Raw genomic sequence first — 6593 nt, forward strand, 5'->3', positions numbered from 1 at the left:
CATGACGCGCGTGAGAAAGCGCGCGCCAAAACGTTTGCTTGCAAATGACGCGCCAGATGGTTGACGCAATGCAAACAGAAGGCTGGCAACCAGAGCCCGGCAAACGAAAGGCCGGCGGGGGAGCCGGCCTTTGTCAGATCGTGATCGTTGGTGGCGCGTCAGTAGCGCGAGGCTGCCGGACCGCCCCAGCCGAAGCGATAGTTCACGCCGACCTTGACGGTATGCTCGTCCTCCCGGCCGCGGACGCCCACGACGTCAGCCGGACCGGAGGTGAACGTCGTGCTGCCGAAGTTGTAGTACTGGTACTCGGCCTTGGCCGACCAGTTCGGCGCGAACATATATTCGAGGCCAGCGCCGACAGTGTAGCCGTCCTTGCTGTTCCCGGTCGCGGTGAAGGTCTGCGGCACGCCGGCGACATTCACGCCAAGACCGCCATTGCGCCAGGCATAACCGCCCTTGGCGTAAAGCAGCGCCGGTCCCCAGGTGTAGCCGATGCGACCGGTCACCGAGCCGAGCTGGTCGGTATTGGAGGTCACCTGCGTGCCCAGCGGGAACGTGGCACCGCCGTTGTTGGTCGGCAGCCAGGAATACTGCGCCTCGATACCCATGACCCAATTGGGCGCGAACTGGTAGTCGAAGCCGCCCTGGACACCGCCGAGGAAGCGCGCGTCGCTCGACTGGAAGCTGCTGTCGCCGGCAAAGGCGCCGCCGACATGGCCGCCGATGTAGAAGCCGGTCCAGTTGTAGATCACCTGCGGCGGCGTGTAGGCCGGAGCCTTGGTGTAGGTGCGCGCCTGCATGTCGGCTGCGGCAGCCGGCGCGGCCAGCGCAAGCAGGGCAACCGCACCCAGCAAAATCCTTTTCATGATCATCCCCGTTCTTTCAAATTCGACACTCAGGAAACAACGTGGCGTGAATTGGGTTGCTTCGCGGCGATGCCGGAACGTTGATCGTTCGTTACTGTGACGGAGCGGCAACAGCGGGATTTTGTTCCGTCCCGCAGGCTCATACCGACGGTTTTTTTCCGCTGGAAAACAGAACCTGCCATAACGATTAGTCGCAACCCGAAACCACTCCGTTCAAAGCTCCCCGAAATGTGATCCGGCAGCTCCGGCGGGCTCTGTCCTATCACCAAGCGATGAAGGTGGGCTTTGCGCTACCGCGTCATCTTTTCAAGTTCTGGAAAGGGTACGTAAACCGCGCCCGCGCACAGCTCGCTGGCGCGATCGACGACGCGGTCCGCCCGGCCGTTGACGAAAATCACGGCGCGTTCCCTCATGGCCTTGTAGGTGCCGTCGGTCTCGCGTGGGGTGAAATGCAGGCAGCTGACGTAGAACTGCCGACCGCCGACTTCGCGCTGCACCGGCTCGGCCATGCTGGCGTCACGCACGCCGACGGGGTTGTTCAGATAGCTGCGCATCAAGGCCAGCGTGTCGCCGCGGAAATTATCCGGGAACGGTTGTGGACCTCCGGCCTGGGTCCCGTCCATCAGGGTCGGACGGTCACCGTCGCTGCCGAAGCATCCCGTGAGCGCCAGCGGCAGTGCCAGCATCAACGCCAAGCTCACTGCGCGTTCCGCTAGTCGCCGCACCGCTTACGCTCTCCGCTCGATCAGTCTCGGAGACGTTCCAGCCCCAAGGTTGCAATGATGCATGTCTACAGGTGTTTTGCCCGACGAGTCAAACGGCTTCGTAAAATCCGCAGATGAGCCACCGATCAAACCATTGATTTATCTACCACCGGCTACTGTGCATGGGGTTGTTTTCGAGGTTTTGTTTGCGGCCGCCAAACCTGGGACGTTGCTCGCGGGCTTCAGCATGGTCGTACCGGCCCGCCGCCAGCACCTCGAGCTTTCGCGCAAGGCGTGACGAACGGGCCGGGCCTGAATTCCTCACGCGGCGGCTGGGCAATGCTAGAACGCCACCGCGCAGGATCAGTCGTTAGCTGCGCTTCTCCATCGTCGCCGGCTTGGTCACGTCCGGCTGCGTCGTCAGCGACTTCTTCGCTGAGAGATGCTTGTGGTGGTGGCGATGCGTGCGCACGGTCTTGTGCGCGTCCGGCGTGACCGCGGCGTTGGCGTTCATCGCCTTCGACTTGGCATCCACCTTGGCGTCGGCCTTGGCGTCGGCCTTGGCGTCCGAAGCCTTGACATCCGAAGTCTTGGCATCCGAAGTCTTGGCATCGGCCTTGAGGCCGGCGTCGGGTTTCGCGGCGGTGGTGGACACTTTGGTCTGGGCCTGGTCTGCCTTGATCACCGGCGTGGTCGTGGTGGTCTTGCCGGTCTCGGCTGCGAAGGCCGGGGCTGCGATCACGGAAGCTGCAAGCAAGGCTGCGGAAATGGTCTTCAACATGGTTGGTCTCCTCTTGGAAGGATCTTGAGGCGGGCGCCCTCTCGCCAACCCTTTGATCGTAGGTTGGAGTCTAGGGGGCACGCACTGAACCCAATCTGAAGCCCGCAGCAGGCTCCCGTTCATCTGGATGACAAGTTTGTCATCTTCCCGCAGGGCGAATAGACCAGGATGCCGGGAATGTTTTTGCCTGATGGGTGTTCCGGTCTTTGGGCAATCGTGTAGGATCGCCACGTTCCATACGGGAGAACTTAGATGCGAAAACTCTCAACGCTTCTTGTGCCGGGACTTGTCGCCATGACATTGGCGGCCGGGCCGGCTCTGACCAGCGCCTATGCCGCAGGTGGCGACACCCCCTCGTCGCCGCCGGCCTCGGACACCTCGACCAAAAAGGGCAAGAAGAAGAGCTCCTCCGTCAACGATCCGAAATTCCTTGCTGCCTATCGCACCGCCTACACCACGATCTACGACAATCACGACTACACTGGCGCGATCGGCCAGCTGAAGTCGCTCAAGCGCGACGACGTCGCCGACGTCGCCAATCTGATCGGCTACTCCTATCGCAAGCTCGGCGACTACCAGTCGTCGAAGGTCTATTACGAGCTGGCGCTGAAGGACGATCCGAACCACGTCCGCACCTGGCAGTATTACGGCCTCTGGCAGCTCGAGCAGGGCAACCGCGAGCAGGCGCAGTATCACCTGAACAAGCTCGCCTCGCTCGCCGGCACCGACAGCTCCGAATATCGTTCGCTCGCCACCGCGCTCGACAAGCCGACCGGAGCGACTCTCGTCTATTAAGAACATCGCATCTCCGAATGGGACGAACGGGCACAACCTCAGGGTTGTGCCCGTTCTGCGTTCTCGGCTAGCTTTCCCACCAATCTTCCCCTCGCAAATCGGTGCGCAATGGACAATTGGCTGCGATCCGCAATCGAGTACATCGGCTCCTGGATCGAATTCCAGCACACCACAATCCAGCAGCCGGGCGTGATCGTCGCATTCGCCCATCGCGGCGAAATCGTCGCCGAGCACGCGTTCGGCCTCGCCAATCTCGACACCGGCGAGAAGCTCACCCCGCGCCACCGCTTCCGCATCGCCTCGCACTCGAAGAGCTTTACCTCGGCCGGCATCATGAAGCTGCGCGAGCAGCGCAAGCTCCGGCTCGACGATCCCATCGGCCAATATGTCGCCGGCCTGCATCCGCGCGTCGCCGGAACGACGATTGCGCAAGTACTCTCGCACAGCGCGGGACTGACGCGCGACGGCGCCGATTCCGGCCAGTTCATCGACAGCCGTCCCTATCTCGACGCGAGCGAGCTGCTCGCGGAATTGAAGCTGCCGACCGCGATCGAGCCGGGCACACGCTTCAAATATTCCAACCACGGCTTTGGGCTGATCGGTCTCGTCATCGAAGCCGTGACCAAGGAGCCTTACCGCACCTGGATCAAGCGCGAGATCATCGAACCCGCGGACCTGCGCGAGACCGAGCCGGACGCCCCGCTTCCCAAGGGCGCGTCGTTCGCGCGCGGCCACACCCGCAAGCTGCCGTATGGGGAGCGATGCGTGATCCCCGGCGACAATCCCGCGCACGCGATGGCCTCCGCCGCCGGCTTCATCGCGACCGCCGCCGATACCGCCCGCTTCTACGCACAGCTCGCGCCCAATGCGAAAAAGAGCATGCTATCGGTCGCGAGCCGCCGCGAGATGACGCGAAACCATTGGCGGGTGCCGCAAAGCTTCGAGGCCTATTACGGCCTCGGCGTCAACGCCGGCAAAACCGACGGCTGGGATTGGTTCGGCCATGGCGGCGGCTTTCAAGGTTACATCTCGCGGACCTGCTCTATCCCCGCTTGCGAGCTCGCGATCAGCATCCTCAGCAACTCCATCGACGGCGCGGCGCCGTTCTGGATGGACGGCGCGATGCAGATCCTCCGCGTCTTCCAGGCCCGTGGCGCACCCGACCGGCGCGTGCGCGACTGGACCGGCCGCTGGTGGACGATCTGGGGCGCGAACGACCTCGTGCCGCTCGGCAACCGCGTGCTGGTCGCCAATCCCCAGTTCAACAATCCGTTCATGGATGCCGCCGAGATCGAGGTCACCGGTCGCGACACCGGCAAGCTCGCCTGGGCCGCCGGCTACTCCAGCCATGGCGAGCCGGTGCGCCGCGTCCGCAACAAGCGTGGCAAGGTCAGCGACGTCTGGATCGCGGGCGCCAACATCAAGCCTGCGGCCGTCGTGGCCCGCGAGATCGCGCGGAGATACAAGCCGCGCAAGCGACGGCCTACTCCCGAATGAGCGTCTCGACCTCGCTCCGAAGCGCCTGTCGCGAGCCGTCGCGCGAATAGAACATGTGGCCGCCGGGATAGACCACGAACTTGACACGCTGTGTTGCGAAGGCCGGCAACTGGTCGAGCACCCGCTTCGATCCGAAATAGGGCGTGGCGAGATCGAACAGTCCGTGCGCGACCAGCACGTTCAGCTTCGCATCCGTGGCGAGGATCTGGCGCAGCTCGGAGACCGACTGCGGCGGGTTGATGCCGCGGCCGAAATCCCAGTGCCCTTCGACGGCGCCGTTCAACACTTCATAGGAGCCATCGGGCCGCCAGTTGAGCTTGTGTGTCAACAGGTCAACCGCAGCACTCGTCAGCGGCGCCTGCAGCGCATCGCCGGAGGGATCACCGAACCGCGAGCTGCTCGAATCCGGATAGGGATCGAAGCCGCGTACCGAGCCATCGTAGCGCCCCGTCACCTTGCCGTTCTTGCGGTCGAATTCGCGGCGGAATTCGCCGACGTCGAAGCGGCCGGCAAGCCGGCGGCTCACCGCCTGGTCGATGCCGGTGAGCTCGGCGACCTTGTCGGCAAGACGATTGGTCGCCTCCTTGTCCGCCTCGCCCTTGACGAGATCGGCCAGGAATTCGCCGCGCGCGTAAGCCTCGACGTCGGCGAGATCGGCGCGCTTGACCGGGCCTTTCGCCTCACGGGTCACCGCGACATAGCTCGGCAGCGTCGCGACATATTGCAGGAGGCTGGTGCCGGTGAACTCGCGGAAGTCCAGGAGCGGCGACACCAGGATCAATCCCCTGACGCCGACACCGTGCTGAAGCTGCAACTGCCGCACTACCTTCGGCCCGCGAATGCCACCATAGCTTTCGCCGGCGACGTATTTTGGCGAGGTCAGCCGGTCGTGCTTCTCGAGCCAGCGGCGGATCACGAGCGCGATCGAATTGACGTCACCGTCAACGGAGTAGAACGATTTGCGCGCGTCATCGCCGCTCGCGACGAACCGGCTATAGCCAGTGCTGACGGGATCGATAAAGACGAGATCGGTGAAATCGAGCCAGGTCTCCGCGTTCGGCTTCACCTCGGGCGAGGCGGACGGTGACAGCGCTTCGCCATCGAGCGGCAGCCGCCACGGCCCGGCCGCGCCGAACTGGAGCCATGCCGAGGACGCACCGGGCCCGCCGTTGAACAGGAACGTCACGGGGCGCGTCGCCCGGTCGGCGCCGTCGAGCTCATAGGATGTATAGGCGATGTCCGCCACCGGCTCGCCCTTGCCGTCGAACACGCGGATCGATCCGGCGGTCGCTGCGAAATTAAGCGTGCGGCCGGAAAGATCGATCGTCTGCTTCGTGGTCGAATCCGACGGAAGACGGTGCGGCTCGGCGGCTGACGATGAATTCTGCGACGCGCTTTGTGCGCCGCCGCGACCGCCCTTCTGTCCGGCTGCTGCCGCCGCCTCAGCGCGCGGCTGCGGCGGATCGTCGGCGCGCGCAAATCCTGCGAGCGCGAATGCCGACACCACCAGCACCAGGGTCGCGCGGCGGAGCGCCGGCATATTCGTAGCCATGATCGTTCTCCCTGCCCGGCGACGACCGCCGGTGCGGACCGCAAGGCTAGCGCGGAATTGCGACGGTTTGGGGGATCAAGGTGTCAATCGGCGTTCAAATTTGACCCTGTATCGGCGTCCAATTTTGACCCCTTCGAGCGGCGGGTTTTGGCGGTAGCGCTCGCACCGTCGGAGCTGGTCGGGGTTGCGGAGACGGTGCGAGCGCGGGTTGCGTGATCGTCGTCGCGGCTTTTGAAGCGCCAGCTGTCGTTGCCGGTCTCGACGATGTCGCAATGGTGGGTCAGGCGATCGAGAAGCGCGGTGGTCATTTTGGCGTCGCCGAACACGCTGGGCCATTCACCGAACGCGAGATTGGTGGTGACGACGATGGACGTGCGCTCGTAGAGCCGGCTGACGAG

General features: G+C 64.0%; 8 protein-coding genes. 3 read left to right on the forward strand and 5 right to left on the reverse strand.

Translation table 11 applies throughout. From position 1 onward, the window contains the following. Positions 1-158 precede the first annotated feature (158 nt). Both N551_RS0120255 and N551_RS0120260 read right to left on the reverse strand, forming a co-directional pair. Positions 159-866: an outer membrane protein gene (locus N551_RS0120255; RefSeq protein WP_027568439.1), complete on the reverse strand. Its 708-nt coding sequence runs from the start codon at positions 864-866 to the stop codon at positions 159-161. Positions 867-1156: 290 nt separating this feature from the next. Continuing rightward, positions 1157-1552 carry a hypothetical protein gene (locus N551_RS0120260; protein WP_035961651.1) on the reverse strand — a complete coding sequence of 132 codons (396 nt, stop codon included), beginning with the start codon at positions 1550-1552 and terminating at the stop codon, positions 1157-1159. Positions 1553-1652: 100 nt separating this feature from the next. On the opposite strand from N551_RS0120260, the gene N551_RS38235 reads away from it, so the two are divergent. Next, positions 1653-1868: a hypothetical protein gene (locus N551_RS38235; protein WP_155809836.1), complete on the forward strand. Its 216-nt coding sequence runs from the start codon at positions 1653-1655 to the stop codon at positions 1866-1868. A gap of 72 nt (positions 1869-1940) precedes the next feature. Here N551_RS38235 and N551_RS38925 read toward each other — a convergent pair whose 3' ends face one another. Further along, positions 1941-2351 (reverse strand): His-rich protein BRANT, encoded by a 411-nt coding sequence (locus N551_RS38925; RefSeq protein ID WP_027568441.1) that lies wholly within the window; start codon positions 2349-2351, stop codon positions 1941-1943. A 252-nt stretch (positions 2352-2603) separates the two neighbouring features. Here N551_RS38925 and N551_RS0120275 point away from each other — a divergent pair, with 252 nt between their 5' ends. Next, entirely contained in the window at positions 2604-3146 is a 543-nt protein-coding gene (locus N551_RS0120275) for a tetratricopeptide repeat protein (RefSeq protein ID WP_027568442.1), read from the forward strand. 108 nt (positions 3147-3254) lie between these two features. Next, the gene (locus tag N551_RS0120280; RefSeq protein WP_027568443.1) at positions 3255-4643 is read left to right on the forward strand and encodes a serine hydrolase; all 1389 of its coding nucleotides are present in this window, start codon (positions 3255-3257) and stop codon (positions 4641-4643) included. Here the strand turns inward: N551_RS0120280 and N551_RS0120285 are convergent. Together N551_RS0120285 and N551_RS0120290 are read right to left on the reverse strand one after the other, a co-directional pair. Further along, positions 4630-6195, reverse strand: coding sequence for a S10 family peptidase (locus tag N551_RS0120285; protein ID WP_027568444.1), 1566 nt, complete (start codon positions 6193-6195; stop codon positions 4630-4632). The two genes, N551_RS0120280 and N551_RS0120285, sit on opposite strands and share 14 nt — an antisense overlap. An 83-nt stretch (positions 6196-6278) precedes the next feature. Beyond that, the coding region (locus N551_RS0120290; RefSeq protein WP_027568445.1) for an ATP-binding protein at positions 6279-6593 on the reverse strand (315 nt) is incomplete at its 5' end.

Origin of the sequence: Bradyrhizobium sp. URHA0013 (genome assembly GCF_000518345.1) — a bacterium.
GTDB lineage: Bacteria > Pseudomonadota > Alphaproteobacteria > Rhizobiales > Xanthobacteraceae > Bradyrhizobium.